Genomic DNA, 16,142 nt, shown 5'->3' on the forward strand with positions numbered 1-16,142 from the left:
TGGCTTTCGCGCAACAGCGCTGATCGCTTGCGTGGATCGCCGGCTGGGCCATATACCGAGCCATGCCAGAAGACCTGCCAGAAGGCCTGTTCACGTCCCAGCCCAAGACCGCCCCGACCTATGATGCCTCCTCGATCGAGGTGCTCGAGGGGCTCGAACCCGTCCGCCGCCGCCCGGGCATGTATGTCGGCGGTACCGACGAGCGTGCGCTGCACCATCTCGCTGCCGAAGTGCTCGACAATGCGATGGACGAGGCGGTCGCGGGTCACGCGACGCGGATCGAGGTCACGCTCGAGCCCGGCAACCGCCTGACGATCGTCGACAATGGCCGCGGCATCCCGGTCGATCCGCATCCCAAATTCCCCGACAAGTCCGCGCTTGAGGTGATCCTCTCGACGCTGCATTCGGGCGGCAAGTTCGCGGGCAAGGCCTATGCGACCTCGGGCGGTCTGCACGGCGTCGGCATCAGCGTCGTCAACGCGCTGTCGTCGGACACCGTCGTCGAGGTCGCGCGCGACCGCCAGCTCTACCGCCAGCGCTTCGCCAAGGGGCAGACGCTCGGCCCGATCGAGCGGCTCGGCACCACCCCCAACCGCCGCGGCACCAGCGTCGCCTTCACCCCCGACACCGAGATCTTCGGCAACGAGCTCAACTTCAAGCCGCAGCGGCTGCACAAGCTCGTCCGCTCAAAGGCCTATCTGTTCGCGGGCGTCGAGATTCGCTGGCACTGCGCGCCCGAACTGATCAGCGACGATACGCCCGCGCAGGCGGTGTTCCAGTTCCCCGGCGGGCTCGCCGACCATCTGCGCGACCAGGTCGCGGGCCGCGAATGCGCGACCGCGGACTTCTTCTCGGGCTCGCAGGATTTCCCGAGCGCGCAGGGCGAGACGCAGGGTCGCGTCGAATGGGCGATCGCGTGGCCGCTGTGGAGCGACGGCTCGTACAGCTGGTATTGCAACACCATTCCGACCCCCGATGGCGGCACGCACGAACAGGGGTTGCGGCAGGCGCTGGTGCGCGGCCTGCGCGCGTTCGGCGATCTGGTCGGCAACAAGAAGACCAAGGATATCAGCGCGGACGACGTGATGATCGGCAGCGAGCTGATGCTGTCGGTGTTCATCCGCGAACCGCAGTTCCAGAGCCAGACCAAGGACCGGCTGACCAGCCCCGAGGCTGCTGGCCTCGTCGAGAAGGCGGTGCGCGACCATTTCGATCATTTCCTCAGCCACAATATGGACCGCGGCAAGGCGCTGCTGAACTACGTGCTCGAGCGGATGGACGAGCGCCTGCGTCGCAAGCAGGAACGCGACGTCAAGCGCAAGACCGCAACGTCAGCACGCAAATTGCGGCTGCCCGGCAAGCTGACCGACTGTTCCGCCAACTCGCCCGAGGGCACCGAGCTGTTCATCGTCGAGGGCGATTCGGCCGGCGGGTCGGCGAAGCAGGCGCGCGATCGCAAGACGCAGGCGATCCTGCCGATCCGCGGCAAGATCCTGAACGTCGCGTCGGCGACGAGTGCGAAGATCTTCGCGAACCAGGAAATCGCCGACCTGACGCTCGCGCTCGGCTGCGGTACGCGCAAGGACTGTGTTGCGGACAATCTGCGCTACGAACGCGTCGTCATCATGACCGACGCCGATGTCGACGGCGCGCATATCGCGACCCTGCTGATGACGTTCTTCTTCCAGGAAATGCCCGACATCGTCCGCCGCGGGCACCTCTATCTCGCGCAGCCGCCGCTCTATCGCCTGACCGTCGGCACGAAGAGCGTCTATGCCCGCGACGACGCGCACCGCGCCGAACTCGAACGCACGGTGTTCAAGGGCAAGAAGGTCGATGTCGGCCGCTTCAAGGGGCTTGGCGAGATGAACCCCGGCCAGCTCCGCGAGACGACGATGGACCCTGCGACGCGCGGCATGCTCCGCATCACGCTGCCGCAGGAATATGAGGAACGCGCAGGGGTGAAGGATCTCGTCGACCGCCTGATGGGCAACAACCCCGCGCACCGCTTCGCCTTCATCCAGGAGAATGCCGGCCGGCTCGACGAGGAAGCGATCGACGCGTGATCGTTCGGGCAGCGGGGGTGGTCCGATCGCCGCCCCCGCTGCGCCGGATCACTGCCTGCGTGCGACCATCGTCGAGGTCTTCCCGAACTTCAGGTCGTTGACCGCGCTGGTCATCGTCGTGCCGTCGGGCGACAGCGACATGGTGTAGGTGCCGATCGGCACATCGCCCTCATAGTCCGTTTCGACCAGCGTCGTCGGTCCGGTCTGTTTCAGCGCGACCTTCGTCCACCCCGGGTCGCCGGTCACCGCCGCCGCTGGGCCGTCGATCGTCGCGACATAGGATATGCCGGTCGGCGTCGAGAAGGTCATCGTCTTGCCCTCCTGCGCGAAGGTGAAGACGAGGCCCGTGTCGGACACCTGCGTATCGGTGGTTTCGCGCCACGCGCCGGATAACGCATGCGCGCCCGCCGGGGCAGGCGCGACGCGTGCGTTGACCGTCGTCCCGGTCACCTCGACGCCGCTCGGGGCGGTGCGGTCGACAAAGGCGGACGACGAACTCTGCCCGTCCGCGGCCAGCGTCACCGTCGCCTCGGCGACCGTCTTGCCGCCTTTCCGGAACGCCCGCTTGATCGTCGTCGCATCGACCACGGCAACCGACGCCGCGTCATAATAGGGGTTGCCGGCGATCGGGTGAAACGCGCCATCGGCGGGGAATTTCAGCGCGGGCTTGCACGTCGTGCAGCTGAAGATGCCCGCCTGGACGAGGACGATCGAGGGTTTCTCCGCGGGTTTGCCCGCCCTTACGTCTCCTTTCCAGGTGCCGTCGAACACCCCCTGGCAAGCGCGGGGTGGTGGCAAGGGCCGTGGCCAGCAGCAGGGCCAGGCCGGTCGCAAAGCGTTTCATCCGTCAACCTCCTCTCGATGGGGACGCGACTCGACTCGGGCGGGCGCGTTTGCGACGTCGGACCGGGCCGGCGCGAAGACTGCGCGCGCCGCCGGGGTGCCGCAAGCGACGTCCGCGTCTTGGTACGGATAGGACAGAGCAGTGCACGACGCCCGCGGTGTTGACGCCCATCCCCCGTCACCGGTATTAGGCGCCTCCGGGGCGGTCCATCACGGGCCGCCCTTCTCGTTTCGAAGAGGAAGCGCCTGTGACCATCACCCCGCTCATGCCCGTCTACCCGCGGTGTGGCGTGCGTCCGGTCCGAGGCGAGGGCGCGTACCTCTTCGGTGAGGACGGACAGCAATATCTCGATTTCGCCAGCGGCATCGCGGTCAACGCGCTCGGCCACGCGCACCCGCATCTGACCAAGGCGATCGCTGACCAGGCCGCCACGCTGATGCACGTGTCGAACCTGTACGGCAGCCCGCAGGGCGAGCACCTCGCGCAGCGTCTCGTCGACAATACGTTTGCCGACACCGTGTTCTTCACCAATTCGGGTGCGGAAGCGGTCGAGTGCGCGATCAAGACCGCGCGGCGCTATCATTTCGCCAATGGCAATCCTGAGCGTCACACGCTGATCACGTTCGACACCGCGTTTCACGGTCGCACGCTGGGCGCGATCTCGGCGACCAACCAGGCCAAGATGCGCGACGGGTTCGAGCCGCTGCTGCCCGGATTCGCCTATGCCAAGTTCAACGATCTCGAAGGCGCGCTCGCGCTGATCGACGACCATACGGCAGGGTTCCTGGTCGAGCCGATCCAGGGCGAGGGCGGTATACGCCAGGCGAGCCCCGAATTCCTCCAGGGTCTGCGGAAAGCGTGCGACGAGCACGGCCTGCTGCTCGTCCTCGACGAGGTCCAGTGCGGCTATGGCCGGACCGGCAAGTTCTTCGCGCACGAGCTGTACGGCATCACCCCCGACATCATGTCGGTCGCCAAGGGCATCGGCGGCGGCTTCCCGCTCGGCGCGTGCCTCGCGACCGAGGAGGCGGCCAAGGGCATGGTCGCGGGCACGCACGGCTCGACCTATGGCGGCAACCCGCTTGCGATGGCGGCGGGCGAGGCGATCCTCGACGTGATCCTCGAGGACGGCTTCCTCGATCATGTCGCCACGATGGGCGACCGGCTGCGGCAGGGGCTCGAGCAGATGATCCCCAACCACGATCATCTGTTCGACAGCGTCCGCGGCACCGGGCTGATGCTCGGGCTCAAGCTCAAGAGCGACAGCCGCGCGTTCGTCGCGTTCGCGCGCGATCATCACAATCTGCTGCTGGTATCGGCGGGCGAGAACGTCATTCGCATCCTGCCGCCGCTGGTGATCGACGAGAACCACATCGCCGAGTGCATCGACAAGCTGTCGACCGCCGCGCGCGTCTACGTGCCCGCCGCCGACGATTGATCATCTACCCCTCCCCCAGCGGGGGAGGGGGCCAGTACAGCTGGTGGAGGGGTGTCGCCCCGAGTGAACGTGGAGACCCTTCCACGCCTCGCTGCGCGAGCGGTCCCCCTTTCCTTGCAGGGGAAGATTTTATGACCCGCCATTTCCTGAACCTCACCGACGCCGGCGCCGACGGTATCGCCGCGATGCTCGCCGACGCGCTCGATCGCAAGGCCGCGCGCGCGGGCTTCCCCAAGGGCCGCGCCGATGCCGACGCGCCGCTTGCCGGCCATACGCTGGCGATGGTGTTCGAGAAGAACTCGACGCGCACGCGCTTCTCGTTCGACATGGCGATCCGCCAGCTCGGCGGCACCTCGATCGTGTCCGACGCGGGCTCGATGCAGCTCGGCCGCGGCGAATCGGTCGCCGACACCGCGCGCATCCTGTCGGGCTATGTCGACGCGATCATGATCCGCACCGACGATCACGCCAAGATCGAGGAGATGGCGCATTATGCCAGCGTCCCCGTCATCAACGGCCTGACCGACGCGTCGCATCCGTGCCAGATCATGGCCGACCTGCTGACGATCATCGAGTGCGGCAAGGCGCTGCCCGGGCTCAAGGTCGCGTGGCTCGGCGACGGCAACAACGTGCTCGCCTCGATCGTCGAGGCGGCGGGGCTGATGCAGTTCGACGTCGTCGCCGCGTGTCCGCGAGGGTATCAGCCGACCGACACGGACGTCGCGCTCGGCAAGGGCCGCGCGCGTGTCGTCGCGTCGCCGCAAGAGGCGGTCGAGGGGGCGGACATCATCGTCACCGACACCTGGATCTCGATGGGGCAGGCACATGCCGAGACGAAGCTGAAGGCGCTGACGCCGTATCAGGTCGACGCCGCGCTGATGGCGCTGGCCAAGCCCGACGCGAAGTTCCTCCACTGCCTCCCCGCGCATCGCGGCGAGGAGGTCACGTCCGAGGTGATCGACGGCCCGCAGTCGCTGATCTGGCAGGAGGCCGAAAACCGCCTCCACGCGCAGAAATCGGTGCTGCGCTGGTGCTTCGGGCAGATCGGCTAGACTGAACCCCGTCCCAACCGTCACCCCAGCTATCGCTGGGGTGACGGTTGGGGGCGAGACCGGGCGGTCGCCCGATCGGTTGATCGAGCGCCTGCGCGCCCCCATTTCCGTCATTCCCGCGGAGGCGGGAATCCAGGAACTCCGAGCTCACGGTCAGCCCATGAGCGCTTGCCGCTCTGGATCCCCGCGTGCGCGGGGATGACGACGGCGTGGGGAATGACGAAGGAATGATGGTGAACGACCCCAACATGACCGATCTCGACCGCGCGCTGGCGTTCGCGATTCCCGCCCGCAGCGCACGCGGCCGCGTCGTCCGCCTCGGCACCGCACTCGACGAGGTGCTCGCGGCGCACGCCTATCCGCCCGCGATCGAGAAGCTGCTCGCCGAAGCGCTGACGCTCGCCGCGCTGATCGGCTCGACGCTGAAGGATCTCGAGCGGCCAGCTGACGATGCAGACGCGCACCGACAATGGCGTCGTCCAGCTGCTGGTCTGCGATTACCGCGGCGGCGAAGTCCGCGGGTACATCGAATATGACGCCGCCAAGCTCGCCGAAGTCCCCGCCGACCCGAGCCTGTTCGCGCTGTTCGGCGCGGGCTATCTCGCGATCACGTTCGACATGGCGAGCAGCAACGAGCGCTACCAGGGCATCGTCCCGCTCGACGGCGACACGCTGTCGCAGGCGGCGCAGAGCTATTTCACGCAGTCCGAACAGATTCCGACGATGGTCCGCACCGGCATGGCCAAGGGCCCCGACGGTCGCTGCGTCGCGGGCGGGCTGTTCCTCCAGCACCTTCCCGAAGGCGAGGACGGGCGCGAGCGGCTGCATACCAAGCTCGACCATCCCGAATGGGAGCATGTCGCCACGCTCGGGGGCACGATGGGCGCGGACGAGCTGACCGACGCGGTGCTCCCGCTCGAGACGCTCGTGTGGCGGCTGTTCAACGAGGAGGAGGATGTCCGCATTCTCGCGGACATCCCGATCATGCGCGGCTGCCGCTGCGATCCCGACTATATCAAGGGCGTGATTGCGAAGTTCCCGCTCGACGAGCGCCAGTCGATGGCGGACGAAACCGGCTTCATCCAGGTCGACTGTGCGTTCTGCGCGAAGAAATTTCCGGTCCCGGTCGATGCCTGAAACGCGGCCTCGTTAACGCGGCCTTCACCTTGCGGCGGTATCGGTCTCCTCGTGCTTTACAGGTTTCAGCACGTTTCTCCCTTGAGGCGCTGCAAGCGCCAACCTCAGGGCCGCCTTCGGGCGGCCCTTTCTTTTGCCGCGGTCTGGCCTAGCGCGTCGCGCATCATGACATCTCCTGCTCCCCTAGCGGTCGCCCTCGTCTCGGGCGGCCTCGACTCGATGGTTTCCGCAGCGATGCTGCGCGACTCCGGGCGCCGCCTCCTCGCGCTGTCGTTCGATTACAATCAGCGTCACCGTATCGAGCTCGATGCCGCCCGCAACGTCGCCACCGCGCTCGGCGCCGAACGCCATATCGTCCTGCCGATGGACCTGTCCGCGTTTGGCGGTTCGGCGCTGACCGCCGATATCGCCGTGCCCAAGGACGGCCTCGGCGCCGAGGACGGCGGCGGCATCCCCGTCACGTACGTGCCTGCGCGCAACACGATCTTCCTCAGCCTCGCGCTCGGCTGGGCCGAGGCGGCGGGCGCGCGCGACATCTATATCGGCGTCAACGCGCTCGATTATTCGGGCTATCCCGATTGCCGTCCGGAATTCATCGCCGCGTTCGAAGGCCTCGCCGAGCTCGCGACCAAGGCCGGCGTCGAGGGCGACCCGTTCCGCATCCAGGCGCCGCTCCAGCACATGACCAAGGCGGATATCGTCCGCGAAGGCACGCGGCTCGGGCTCGATCTCGGGCTCAGCTGGTCGTGCTACGATCCGACCCCCGACGGCAAGCATTGCGGCGAATGCGACAGCTGCCGGCTCCGCTCGCGCGGCTTCGACGAGGCCGGGATCGCCGATCCCACCGTCTACGCCGTGAAGCCCGTCTGACATGAGTTACGCGGTCAAGGAGATGTTCCTGACGCTGCAGGGCGAGGGCGTGAATGCCGGGCGTCGTGCGGTGTTCGTACGCTTTGCCGGCTGCAACCTCTGGTCGGGTCGCGAACAGGATCGCAGCACCGCGGTGTGCAAATTCTGCGACACCGATTTCGTCGGCACCGACGGTCTGGGCGGCGGCAAGTTTGCCGATGCGCAGGGGCTTGCCGATGCGGTCGCGGGCTTCTGGGGCGCAGGCGAGCAGGACCGCTTCGTCGTGCTGACCGGGGGCGAGCCGATGCTCCAGATCGACGATACGATCGTCGACGCGCTCCACGCCGCGGGCTTCAGGATCGCGATCGAGAGCAACGGGACGCTCCCGGTCCACCCCGGGATCGACTGGGTCTGCATCAGCCCCAAGGCGGGCAGCATCGTCGTCCAGCGCAGCGGCGACGAGTTGAAGCTGGTCTGGCCGCAGCCCGGCACCGACATCGCCGACGTGGAGCGCTGGGACTTCGCCAACCTGCTGCTCCAGCCGCTCGACGACCCGCAAGCGGATGCGAACCGCGACGCGTGCGTCGCGCTGGTGATGGAGCGCCCGCAATGGCGGCTGTCGCTCCAGACGCACAAGATGCTGGGTCTGCGCTAGACCCGCGCTCGCGCGTCGCGTGCTCCCGAAGAACGTCAGGAGCAATAAAAACCCCCGGCCTATCAGGACCGGGGGGCGTCATGCTCAGCGGTTGGCGATGCCCACGCCCACGGCGGGCGGCCAGTCCTGTGCACCGCACTTCTTGGCGACCCATTCGGCCTTCTTGTTCCAGCAGATCGCGTCGAGCCGCGGCATCTTGACGCGGTCGCGCCCGATATAGCGCGGGAAACGCTGCTCGCCCCATGGGATCAGGCTGTTGCGCAGCTCGCGCGTGCGCGCCAGCGTCAGGTCGCCGAACTGGCCGCGCGGCGTGAACAGCGCGTCGCGGCCGATCGACGCGGTCGTCTGGCAAAAGCCATATTGCGCCGCGACGGTCGCGAAGTTCGAATAGGTCCGCGTCCCGAACTGGTCGAGCGCGGCCTGTCCGGCCTTGACGCCCTTGGCCTTGTTGACGCGCAGGAAGTATTTGCTGATCGTGTCGAACGCTGTCTTGAGCTCGACGTCATGGTCGTCGAGGATCGCGTTATAGTTCGACACGGTCAGCAGCGTCGGCTCGAACTGGCATTGCAGCGCCGCGACGTTCAGCGCGGCGCGCATGTGCCAGACCATCGCCGCACGGCGTTCGGCGGGGGTCGCGTCGGGCATCGCCTGGCCGAGATCCGCCTCGTCGCCCGTGACGGCGGGTGCCGAAAAATCACGGGACTGCAGAAAAAACTGGGCGGAAGCGGGCTGTGCCAGCGCCATTCCCCCCGTCGCCGCGCAAAGCGCCAGCGCAGTACGCACCATCTTCATTCCCAACTCCCCGGGCATTCGCTGCCAGCGATTCTAGAGCGTTTCGCGGCAACTCCCAACTGTTTTCGAGGGGTTGGAACCTTTCGACAGGCGCTTCGTGGCGCCTGCCGCGTCGCTTTTTCGTCGCAACCGAAACGAGCCGCGGTCGCGGATGTCCGGTCCGATCGCCGGAATGACAAAGGGCCGCCCGGTTTCCCGGGCGGCCCTCCGCATCACGTCAATTTCCGAAACCGGAAATTACATCATGTTGTTGGTCATCATGGTGTCGTTCGACATCATCGTGTCGTTCGCCATCATGGTGTCGTTGGCCATCATGCCGTCGTTCATCGCACCGTCAACGGCGGTCATGTTGTCGGTCATCGTGTCCATGCCCTCGGTGGCATTCATGTCGGTGACCATCGTGTTGTCGGTCGTCTCGGTCTTCGGACCGCATGCCGAAACGGCGAGTGCTGCGCTGGCGATCAGCGAGCCGGTCAGAACCTTGGAGATGAGTGAACGCATTGGAAGCTCCCTAGATAGAGGATTTGGTAGCCCTGAAGGCCAGGTATATACCCAAATCGTGGTGGACATTAATCTGTTAAGGCCTGGCCCTCAAGCCTCGTTTTCTTGAGCCAAAGAAAGTGTTTCAAGGAACGTGCTGCGCGTCAACGCCAGGGCGGCATCAAAAGTTGCCATATCGCCACGAATGCCGAGCGCTTTCAGGCTCGTCACGGGAAATTCGGCGAGTCCGCAGGGGACGATTCCGCCGAAATGCGAGAGATCGGGGTCGATGTTGACGGCAAAGCCATGCAGCGTGACCCAGCGTTTGACGCGTACGCCGATCGCGCCGATCTTGGCTTCGCGGCCGCCAAGCGACGGGTCGCGCGTCCAGATTCCGACCCGACCCTCGACGGAGAACGCGTCCACGCCGAGTTCGCCGAGCGCCGCGATCACCCAGTCCTCGAGCGCGTGGACGAACCGGCGGACGTCGCGCCCCCGCCGGCCGAGGTCGAGCACGAGATAGCCGATCCGCTGACCGGGGCCGTGATAGGTATATTTGCCGCCGCGCCCCGTATCGAACACCGGAAAGCGCGGATCGACCAGATCGACCGGATCCGCGCTGGTCCCCGCGGTGTAGACCGGGGGATGCTCGAGCAGCCAGATCAGCTCGCGTGCGTCCCCCCGGTCACCGCGGCCGCGCGGGCCTCCATCTCCGCCAGCGACGCGGCGTAGGGGCTTAACCCTGCGCTCGTCCGCCATTCGATATCGCCCGGCAGGGGCGGCGAACCGGGTATGGCCGGGGGCTGGGACGCATCGGGCGAGCCGGGGGCAGTGCCGGGGTGGGAAATATCGTCACCAGGCCCATCTGCGCATTCGAGGTGCGCGATGCAAGCGAGCCCGGTTTCCGGTGCAGCGCGTCCTCGATCGACACCGGTGGTCAAGGTCGGGAGGTTCGGCTAGTCCTCCGCGCTTATGGTCGATCGACCCGCGGCGACCGCGGACAGGTCGGCATGAGGATGGCCCGGGGCTTTTGCTCGGGGCTGGGGGCCGGGCCTTGGGGTTCGGGCCTTGGGTTCGGATCGTGCGGGGGATCAGGCAGATGGCGACAGACGGAACGACGGGACGGCGGGTGACGATCGAACGGGTCTGGGACCGGACGACCGAGGTGCTCAGCGGGCGCAGCGGCGTGATCGCGTCGGTCGCGTTTCTGACACTGGTGCTGCCCCCGATCGTCAACGGCGCCCTGGTGCTGCTAGCGCCCCAGCCGCCCGCGGCGCAGCTGCTGACGTTCGTGGTCGGGATCGCGTCGGCGGTCCTCTCGATCTGGGGATCGCTCGCGATCCTGGCGCTGGCGACGCACCCGTCGACGGATCGCTCCTCCGCCTATCGACAGGCGACCGCGCGGCTGCTGCCGACGATCGGCGTCTCGCTGGAAATCGGCGTCATCGCGCTGCTGCTGATGGCGCCGATCGTCATCGCGCTCGCCGCGACCGGGTTCGACTTCGCCGCCGCGTCGGACGCGGCGAACGCCAACACGCCGCAGTCGATGCCGTCGCTCGCGCCGGGCGTGGCGATCTTCATCGTCCTGTACGGGCTCGCGCTGATCATTCTCGCCTTCTGGGCCAGTGCGCGTCTGATGCTCGTCACCGCCGTGGTGCTCAACGAGCGGCTCGGCCTTGGCGCGATCCGTCGCGCGATCGCGCTCAGCCGGGGGCTGACATGGCGGCTTGTCGGCGTCCTGCTGCTGTTCGCGATCGTGTTCGGCGTCGCGACCTTCGCCGCGCAGGCGGTCGTCGGCCTCGTGTTCCGGCTGATCCTTGGCGGTGAACAGGTCGCGACCGCACTTTTCCTTGCTGGCATTGCGGGCGCATTCGTCAGTGCAGCGTTGATGGCGCTCGCCTATGTCTTCACCGCCCAACTGTATGTCGCCACACGAGAGAAGCCGACCGCCGAATGAAAATCGACTTTGCCGGGGTCCTGAAGGACGCCTGGACCCTGTTCAAGCGGGACCGCGATCTGCTGGTGCGGATCGTCGGACCGTTCCTGTTCCTGCCGGCCTTCGCGCTGGCGCTGGTGGTTCCCGACCCGCCCATGCCCGAAGCGGATGCGCGCGGCGACGAGACGCAGGCCTTGGCCTGGGCCGAGGCCGTCACCGACTGGGCCGGGACGAACGGCGGCTGGTATTGCCTGGCCTATGCGCTGAGCTTCTTCGGGATGGCGCTCGTCTACGCGCTGTATCTCGACCGCGACCGCGTCGACGTGCTGACCGCCCTCAAGCGGTGCGGTGCGATCCTGCCGCGCTATCTGCTGGCGATGATCCTCGTCTCGCTGCCCGCGGGGGCGGGGTTGCTGCTCTATGCGCTGCCCGGCCTGTATATTCTCGGGCGGACGATGCTGACCGGGCCCGTGCTGGTCAGCGAGGGGCCGATCGGCGCGTTCGCCGCGATCCGTCGCAGCCTGTCGCTGACGCGTGGCGCCGGGCTGCAGCTCATGTCGCTCTCGGCGTTCAGCTATCTCAGCGGCTGGCTGCTCGGCGCGCCCTTCATGGCGCTCGACCGGGCGATGCGCGCGAGCGGGCAGGGTAATCCCGTCGCGATCGCGCTGGTCGATGCAGGGGCGGCGGTCGCGGCGACCGCGTCGGGGATCGCGACCGCACTGATCGCCGTGTCGGTCTATCGCCGGCTGTATCGTTAGGCGAGCAGCGGGATCTGCGGCGCGGCGTCGCGCGGCAGGACGCCGCTGGTGCGCGGATCGGGGAACGTCTCGATCGTCCGCTTGACCGCGACGAACCCCTGCGCCCGGTAGAAGCCGAGCGCGCCGGGGTGGTCGAGCGTACAGGTGTGCAGCCACACCCGCTCGACGCCCCTGTTCCACGCGCGCGCCAGCGTTTCGGCCATCAGCCACCGGCCATGGCCCTGGCCGGCAAGCTCGGGCACCAGCCCGAAATACGAAATCTCGCACACGGCGGGCTGGCGGAAATCGAGTTCGACCATCCCGACCTCGATCCCCGCCGGATCGGTCACCGCGTGGACCTGGATCAGCGGGTCACCCAGGATCGCCGACAGCGCCGGTTCGGCCATCACCAGCCGGGAGAACCACAGCCACGGCGCGCCGACGCGCGCGAACAGCGTGCGATAGCGGTCGATCGCCGGGCGCTCCCAGCGCACCAGCCGGAAGCGCGACCCCGGGATCGGCCGAAGCGGCGGCCTGTGCCGCATCTCGAGCGTGGTGACGATCGTCGCCAGCACGTCGTTCGCGACGGGGATCAGCGCCACCGCGTCAGGCGCCCGTCACGACCATGTCGCGCGCGGCGGCAGGCTCATCAGGATCGCGTCGATATTGCCGCCCGTCTTCAGCCCGAACAGCGTCCCGCGGTCATAGACCAGGTTGAATTCGGCATAGCGCCCGCGCCACTCGAGCATCGCGGCCTCTTCCGCCGGGGTGAAGGGCGTTGCCATCCGCCGCCGCACGATCCGCGGATAGGCGTCGAGAAACGCCTCGCCGACATCGCGCGTGAATGCGAAATTCGCGTCGAAATCGCCATCGAGATGATCGAAGAAGATCCCGCCGGCACCGCGTCCGACCTTGCGATGCGGGATGTAGAAATAGGTTTCGGCCCAGTCCCTGAACCGCGGATAATATGCGGGGTCGTGCGCGTCGCACGCCGCCTTCATCGTCGCGTGGAAATCGGCGGTGTCCTCGGCGATCGGCAACGGCGGGTTGAGGTCGCCGCCGCCGCCGAACCAGCGCTTGGTGGTGTTGAGGAAGCGGCAGTTCATGTGCACCGCGGGCACGTGCGGGTTCGCCATATGCGCGACCAGGCTGATCCCGGTCGCGAAGAAACGCGGGTCGTCGCCCGCGCCGTGGATCGACTTGGCGAACTCGCCCTCGAACGTGCCGCCGACGGTCGAGACGTTCACGCCGACCTTCTCGAACACGCGCCCCTTCATTACGCCCATCACGCCGCCGCCGCCCGGCCCGCCCGACGGATCGACCCGGTCCCACGGCGTATAGGCGAACGCGGCATCGGAGCCCGCCTCGCGCTCGATCGCCTCGAACGCCGCGCAGATGCGGTCGCGCAGCGATTCGAACCAGTGACGGGCGGCGGCTTGCTGGGGGTCGAGTTCGATCATGGCGCCATCCCTACCCGATCCGGAACGGGGCGGGGAGGGGGCCGTTAATAGGCAAACGGCGCTCATCACAGAGCCCCGTCATCCTGACGAAAGTCAGGACCCAGAACCACAAACGGCGGCGCGCGTTACCCTGGGTCCTGACTTTCGTCAGGATGACGGGGGCGGGAACCACCCCCTAGGCCGGCCAGCCGCCCGTCTGGCGCAAGGCCTCTGCCGCGACGATCGCGGTCGCCACCGAGATGTTCATCGAGCGAAGCCCCGGCCGCATCGGGATCACCACGCGGACGTCGGCGCGCGCATGCACGTCGTCGGGGACGCCCTTGCCTTCGCTGCCCATCAGCAGGACGTCGTCCGCACGGAACGCCGCCGCGTCGAGCCGCACCGCACCCTTGGTCGTCAGCAGCACGATCCGCCCGCTGACCTGTCCCAGGAACGCGTCCCAGTCGACGTGCCGGACGACGTCGACCGCGCCGACATAATCCATCCCGGACCGCGCGACCGCCTTTTCGCTCCACGTGAATCCCATCGGTTCGATCAGGTCGACCCCCAATCCGAGGCACGCGGCGGTCCGCAGAATTGCGCCGACATTGCCGGCGATATCAGGCTGGTAGAGGGCGATACGCATGGCCGGGTCACTAGCGGGAAACCCCGCCGGGTCAAAATGCTGTTGGCAAAGCGGGCTTGCGCCGTCTATCACCGCCCCTGCCTCCGTGGGGACGGTCAGGCATGGTGGGCACACGGTTCGAACGAACGCGTTGCCCGCGGTGCCCACGATATAAGAACGTATAGGGCGAGATGAATGGCTGCAGTCGACGACATGGTTCCTCCAGGCGAAACGCCAGAACCCTTCGAAGAGGCGGCTCACGACCCACGCCGTCGTGATTTTATCAACATTGCCGCGGTCTCCTTTGCCGGCGTCGGTGCGGTCGCGATCGTCCTGCCGCTCATCAACCAGATGAACCCGTCCGCGGACGTGCTCGCGCAGTCGACCACCGAGATCGACCTGTCGAAGATCCTGCCCGGCCAGGCGATCAAGACGTCGTTCCGCAAGCAGCCGCTATTCGTGCGCAACCTGACGCCGAAGGAAATCACCGAGGCCGATGCGGTCGACGTCTCGACGCTGCGCGATCCGCAGACGCTCGAGGAGCGCACCAAGGCGGGCAAGAAGAACTGGCTGATCACGCTGGGCGTCTGCACGCATCTCGGCTGCGTCCCGCTCGGCGCGGGCGAGGGCGAGAACAAGGGCCCGTTCGGCGGCTATTTCTGCCCGTGCCACGGCTCGGCCTACGACACCGCCGCGCGCATCCGCAAAGGCCCTGCACCGACCAACCTCCACGTGCCGGACTATGCCTTCAACTCCGACACCGTCGTCACGGTAGGCTGAGGAAAACGACATGAGCTTTCCCTGGGCCAAGCAATACGAACCGAAGCTGCCGCTGACGCGGTGGCTGGATGAGCGGCTTCCCGTTCCCCGGCTCGTCTACAACTCGCTCGGCGGCGGTTATCCCGTTCCGCGCAACCTCAATTATTTCTGGAACTTCGGCGTCCTCGCCGGCGCCGCGCTGGCGATCCAGATCGTCACGGGCATCGTGCTCGCGATGCATTATGCCGCCAACGGCACGGTCGCGTTCGACTCGGTCGAAAGCATCATGCGCGACGTCAATGCGGGCTGGTTCCTGCGCTATGCGCACGCCAACGGCGCGTCGATGTTCTTCATCGTCGTCTACACGCACATCTTCCGCGGGCTCTATTACGGCTCGTACAAGGCCCCGCGCGAGATGGTCTGGCTGCTCGGCGTCACGATCTTCCTGCTGATGATGGCGACCGCGTTCATGGGCTATGTGCTTCCCTGGGGGCAGATGAGCTTCTGGGGCGCGCAGGTCATCACCGGGTTCTTCTCGGCGATCCCGCTCGTCGGCGACACCATCAGAATCTGGCTGCTCGGCGGATTCGCGCCGGACAACGCCGCGCTCAACCGCTTCTTCTCGCTGCATTATCTGCTGCCGTTCGTGATCGCGGGCGTCATCATCCTGCACATCTGGGCGCTGCACATCCCGGGCTCGAACAACCCGACCGGCGTCGACGTGAAGGGCGAGCAGGACACCGTCCCGTTCCACCCCTATTACACCGCGAAGGACGGCTTCGGGCTCGGCATCTTCCTGCTCGTGTTCGCCGGCCTGCTGTTCTTCTTCCCGAACTATCTCGGCCACCCGGACAATTATATCCCGGCAAACCCGCTCTCGACGCCCGCGCACATCGTCCCCGAATGGTATTTCTGGCCGTTCTACGCGATCCTGCGCGCCTTCACCGCGGACTTCATCTTGCCGGCGAAGCTGTGGGGCGTGCTGGCGATGTTCGGCTCGATCCTGCTGCTGTTCTTCCTGCCCTGGCTCGACAATTCGCCGGTGCGGTCGAACAACTACCGGCCCAAGGCGCGGATCGCGTTCTGGGTGCTGGTCGTCGACATCCTGGTGCTCGGCTATTGCGGCGGCGCACCGGCGACGGCGTTCTACGTGATCCTCAGCCAGATCTGCGCAGCCTATTACTTCGCGCATTTCCTGATCATCCTGCCGCTGATCTCGCGGTCGGAGCGGCCCCGGCCGCTTCCCAACTCGATCACCGAGGCGGTTCTGAACAAGCGTGGCGGCACCAGCCCTGCCCACACCGCGCTCGCGACGAACCCCGCGAACTGAAAC

Annotated in this window: 15 protein-coding genes and 2 pseudogenes; 10 read left to right on the top strand and 7 right to left on the bottom strand. The window is 67.0% G+C overall.

The window, feature by feature from the left end; all coding sequences use genetic code 11:
• The first annotated feature begins 62 nt into the window (after window positions 1–62).
• Complete coding sequence (gene parE, locus QP165_RS14680; RefSeq protein ID WP_156350383.1) at window positions 63–2,066, top strand: DNA topoisomerase IV subunit B; 2,004 nt, start codon at window positions 63–65, stop codon at window positions 2,064–2,066.
• 48 nt (window positions 2,067–2,114) lie between these two features.
• Here parE and QP165_RS14685 read toward each other — a convergent pair whose 3' ends face one another.
• Window positions 2,115–2,837: a hypothetical protein gene (locus QP165_RS14685; RefSeq protein ID WP_333996188.1), complete on the bottom strand. Its 723-nt coding sequence runs from the start codon at window positions 2,835–2,837 to the stop codon at window positions 2,115–2,117.
• A gap of 320 nt (window positions 2,838–3,157) precedes the next feature.
• Here QP165_RS14685 and QP165_RS14690 point away from each other — a divergent pair, with 320 nt between their 5' ends.
• From QP165_RS14690 to queE, 5 genes and pseudogenes are all read left to right on the top strand, one after another.
• On the top strand, window positions 3,158–4,348 hold the full coding sequence (locus QP165_RS14690) for an aspartate aminotransferase family protein (RefSeq protein ID WP_056020725.1): 1,191 nt from the start codon (window positions 3,158–3,160) through the stop codon (window positions 4,346–4,348).
• Between the two features lie 131 nt (window positions 4,349–4,479).
• Window positions 4,480–5,400 carry an ornithine carbamoyltransferase gene (argF, locus tag QP165_RS14695; RefSeq protein ID WP_333996189.1) on the top strand — a complete coding sequence of 307 codons (921 nt, stop codon included), beginning with the start codon at window positions 4,480–4,482 and terminating at the stop codon, window positions 5,398–5,400.
• Between the two features lie 230 nt (window positions 5,401–5,630).
• A pseudogene (gene hslO / locus QP165_RS14700) lies at window positions 5,631–6,537 on the top strand (Hsp33 family molecular chaperone HslO).
• 165 nt (window positions 6,538–6,702) lie between these two features.
• Complete coding sequence (queC, locus tag QP165_RS14705; protein ID WP_333996190.1) at window positions 6,703–7,407, top strand: 7-cyano-7-deazaguanine synthase QueC; 705 nt, start codon at window positions 6,703–6,705, stop codon at window positions 7,405–7,407.
• A gap of 1 nt (window position 7,408) precedes the next feature.
• Window positions 7,409–8,041, top strand: coding sequence for a 7-carboxy-7-deazaguanine synthase (gene queE / locus QP165_RS14710; protein ID WP_333996191.1), 633 nt, complete (start codon window positions 7,409–7,411; stop codon window positions 8,039–8,041).
• Window positions 8,042–8,125: 84 nt separating this feature from the next.
• Here queE and QP165_RS14715 read toward each other — a convergent pair whose 3' ends face one another.
• From QP165_RS14715 to lipB, 3 genes and pseudogenes are all read right to left on the bottom strand, one after another.
• Window positions 8,126–8,833, bottom strand: coding sequence for a hypothetical protein (locus QP165_RS14715; protein WP_056020737.1), 708 nt, complete (start codon window positions 8,831–8,833; stop codon window positions 8,126–8,128).
• Between the two features lie 237 nt (window positions 8,834–9,070).
• Window positions 9,071–9,334, bottom strand: a complete 264-nt coding sequence (locus tag QP165_RS14720) for a hypothetical protein (RefSeq protein WP_056020741.1) — start codon at window positions 9,332–9,334, stop codon at window positions 9,071–9,073.
• Between the two features lie 90 nt (window positions 9,335–9,424).
• Window positions 9,425–10,023: pseudogene (gene lipB / locus QP165_RS14725) on the bottom strand (lipoyl(octanoyl) transferase LipB).
• Between the two features lie 389 nt (window positions 10,024–10,412).
• Here lipB and QP165_RS14730 point away from each other — a divergent pair.
• Window positions 10,413–11,270 carry a hypothetical protein gene (locus QP165_RS14730; protein WP_333996192.1) on the top strand — a complete coding sequence of 286 codons (858 nt, stop codon included), beginning with the start codon at window positions 10,413–10,415 and terminating at the stop codon, window positions 11,268–11,270.
• Window positions 11,267–12,007, top strand: coding sequence for a hypothetical protein (locus QP165_RS14735; protein ID WP_333996193.1), 741 nt, complete (start codon window positions 11,267–11,269; stop codon window positions 12,005–12,007). Before QP165_RS14730 ends, QP165_RS14735 begins: the two co-directional genes overlap by 4 nt.
• Here the strand turns inward: QP165_RS14735 and QP165_RS14740 are convergent.
• The 3 genes from QP165_RS14740 to QP165_RS14750 all read right to left on the bottom strand — a co-directional run bounded on the left by QP165_RS14740 (window position 12,004) and on the right by QP165_RS14750 (window position 14,071).
• Window positions 12,004–12,588, bottom strand: a complete 585-nt coding sequence (locus QP165_RS14740; protein ID WP_333996194.1) for a GNAT family N-acetyltransferase — start codon at window positions 12,586–12,588, stop codon at window positions 12,004–12,006. The genes QP165_RS14735 and QP165_RS14740 overlap by 4 nt on opposite strands.
• 15 nt (window positions 12,589–12,603) lie before the next feature.
• The gene (gene hemF, locus QP165_RS14745; protein WP_333996195.1) at window positions 12,604–13,446 is read right to left on the bottom strand and encodes an oxygen-dependent coproporphyrinogen oxidase; all 843 of its coding nucleotides are present in this window, start codon (window positions 13,444–13,446) and stop codon (window positions 12,604–12,606) included.
• A 175-nt stretch (window positions 13,447–13,621) separates the two neighbouring features.
• Window positions 13,622–14,071: a tRNA (cytidine(34)-2'-O)-methyltransferase gene (locus QP165_RS14750; RefSeq protein WP_056020754.1), complete on the bottom strand. Its 450-nt coding sequence runs from the start codon at window positions 14,069–14,071 to the stop codon at window positions 13,622–13,624.
• 192 nt (window positions 14,072–14,263) lie between these two features.
• Here QP165_RS14750 and petA point away from each other — a divergent pair, with 192 nt between their 5' ends.
• Both petA and QP165_RS14760 read left to right on the top strand, forming a co-directional pair.
• On the top strand, window positions 14,264–14,830 hold the full coding sequence (gene petA, locus QP165_RS14755; protein WP_056022189.1) for a ubiquinol-cytochrome c reductase iron-sulfur subunit: 567 nt from the start codon (window positions 14,264–14,266) through the stop codon (window positions 14,828–14,830).
• A gap of 10 nt (window positions 14,831–14,840) precedes the next feature.
• The gene (locus QP165_RS14760; protein WP_056020756.1) at window positions 14,841–16,139 is read left to right on the top strand and encodes a cytochrome b; all 1,299 of its coding nucleotides are present in this window, start codon (window positions 14,841–14,843) and stop codon (window positions 16,137–16,139) included.
• Window positions 16,140–16,142: the final 3 nt, after the last annotated feature.

The organism is Sphingomonas sp. 22R3R2A-7 (assembly GCF_036856055.1).
GTDB lineage: Bacteria > Pseudomonadota > Alphaproteobacteria > Sphingomonadales > Sphingomonadaceae > Sphingomonas.

Bases quoted from the DNA above. Each gene is read 5' to 3' on its own strand.
- parE (WP_156350383.1), top strand. From the start codon at position 63: ATGCCAGAAGACCTGCCAGAAGGCCTGTTCACGTCCCAGCCCAAGACC.
- argF (WP_333996189.1), top strand. From the start codon at position 4,480: ATGACCCGCCATTTCCTGAACCTCACCGACGCCGGCGCCGACGGTATC.
- queC (WP_333996190.1), top strand. From the start codon at position 6,703: ATGACATCTCCTGCTCCCCTAGCGGTCGCCCTCGTCTCGGGCGGCCTC.
- queE (WP_333996191.1), top strand. From the start codon at position 7,409: ATGAGTTACGCGGTCAAGGAGATGTTCCTGACGCTGCAGGGCGAGGGC.
- QP165_RS14715 (WP_056020737.1), bottom strand. From the start codon at position 8,833: ATGAAGATGGTGCGTACTGCGCTGGCGCTTTGCGCGGCGACGGGGGGA.
- QP165_RS14720 (WP_056020741.1), bottom strand. From the start codon at position 9,334: ATGCGTTCACTCATCTCCAAGGTTCTGACCGGCTCGCTGATCGCCAGC.
- QP165_RS14730 (WP_333996192.1), top strand. From the start codon at position 10,413: ATGGCGACAGACGGAACGACGGGACGGCGGGTGACGATCGAACGGGTC.
- QP165_RS14735 (WP_333996193.1), top strand. From the start codon at position 11,267: ATGAAAATCGACTTTGCCGGGGTCCTGAAGGACGCCTGGACCCTGTTC.
- hemF (WP_333996195.1), bottom strand. From the start codon at position 13,446: ATGATCGAACTCGACCCCCAGCAAGCCGCCGCCCGTCACTGGTTCGAA.
- QP165_RS14750 (WP_056020754.1), bottom strand. From the start codon at position 14,071: ATGCGTATCGCCCTCTACCAGCCTGATATCGCCGGCAATGTCGGCGCA.
- petA (WP_056022189.1), top strand. From the start codon at position 14,264: ATGGTTCCTCCAGGCGAAACGCCAGAACCCTTCGAAGAGGCGGCTCAC.
- QP165_RS14760 (WP_056020756.1), top strand. From the start codon at position 14,841: ATGAGCTTTCCCTGGGCCAAGCAATACGAACCGAAGCTGCCGCTGACG.